We start from the raw sequence: 1,338 nt of genomic DNA, 5'->3' as shown, positions 1-1,338 counted from the left end.
GGGGAGACCGAGGGCCTAACCCGGCGACCACCGGGCCTTCTGCATGCCCGAACCCGGAACTCTGCACCCAGCACCCTGATCAACACGACCCCAGGAAGGCTTGATCATGATCGTGAAAGATCTGGGCTAATGGCCCGCTAATGGCCCGAGAAGATCAAAGAGCTTCGGAAACAACTAAGGCCCGGGTCGGGAATGTGTCCCTGACCTGGGCCTTTGGGCTTGGAGCGGGTGACGGGAATCGAACCCGCGCTGTCAGCTTGGGAATTGCATGAATCACGGCTTGCAGGGGTTCTGACCTGGGCTTCGGGCGAGTCATGAGTGACCGTGGCTGCCCTCTCGTCGCCCTGGCTAATGGCACGCTAATGACACGGCGATCAAGGCTGAGCTCGAGGCCAGGCGCGGTCGGTCACGCGAGTCGAAGTACACGGTGAGAATCGGCCAGTCGCCGTCTTCAGGAATCTCGTTGTGCCTCACAAGTCGCAGGCATGGCAGTTATCTAGGAGCACCTGTATAGGAGGAACTTAGAGTGATCGCGGGACGTTGGTGGTAAAACGGCAGGAGGACTGTGAAGCAGCGTCAACGACGGCGTCGCTTACAGAAGCGACGCCACCACCAGGTCACTACCGCGAGACCGTCGAAGAAACCGATCGCTGAGCGAAGGAGCAGGTGGCGCCCAGCCGTGGCGACTGGCCTATTTTCACTCGCTCTCTTGGCGCTCACTATTTCCGAAGTCCTGACGATGAACCAGACCAGAACGATCCTGGCGCGAGGGGTTCGGGCCGAGGCAACGGTCGTCGAAGCACGGGATTTCCGAGGGGGGGATCTCGTTGTTGTGAAGTTCTCCACCTCCGCCGGAGAGCACGTCACGACCGACGTGTCGGATTCGATCGATGCCTCAGGGATCCATGCCGGCGACTCCTTGGACATCGTCTATGACCCGAACCATCCTGAGCGCGTCATTAGCGCGGCGGTTACGAGCATCTCCCACTATTACCTACTTATCCCCCTCTCGATCGTTGCGATGATCGTGGCAGCATGGACAGGCATTCGCTACTGGGCGTCGTAAGCGTCTCAGGCATGACCTCTCTGTCCATCTGATGAGAAGATCACGCTAGTTCGTGGGCCGCTCTCTGCCGTGGGGCGCGTGCCCATGGTTGAGGCGGCAGGTCATGCCGCTGATCGCGCCAATCGCTTTCACTCAAACCCTTCATCTAGTAGTACTTTGTTATGTTACGAAGTGTTATGGGGTGTGTACATTTGGTGGCATACGTGGCAAACGCCGGTCCAGGTGGCGAGTAAAGCCTGGAGTTCGCCGAGAACCTCATACAAGGTCAGGCC

At 59.0% G+C, this 1,338-nt stretch carries 1 protein-coding gene; it reads left to right on the top strand.

Annotated features, from left to right (window positions below; all coding sequences use genetic code 11):
• Positions 1-709: 709 nt before the first annotated feature.
• On the top strand, positions 710-1,066 hold the full coding sequence (locus QSK17_RS35665) for a DUF3592 domain-containing protein (protein WP_502889354.1): 357 nt from the start codon (positions 710-712) through the stop codon (positions 1,064-1,066).
• Positions 1,067-1,338 lie beyond the last annotated feature (272 nt).

The organism is Microtetraspora sp. NBRC 16547, assembly GCF_030268965.1.
GTDB lineage: Bacteria > Actinomycetota > Actinomycetes > Streptosporangiales > Streptosporangiaceae > Microtetraspora.
Note: the sequence above shows the minus strand (reverse complement) of the source record. Positions and strands in the feature narration are given on the sequence as shown.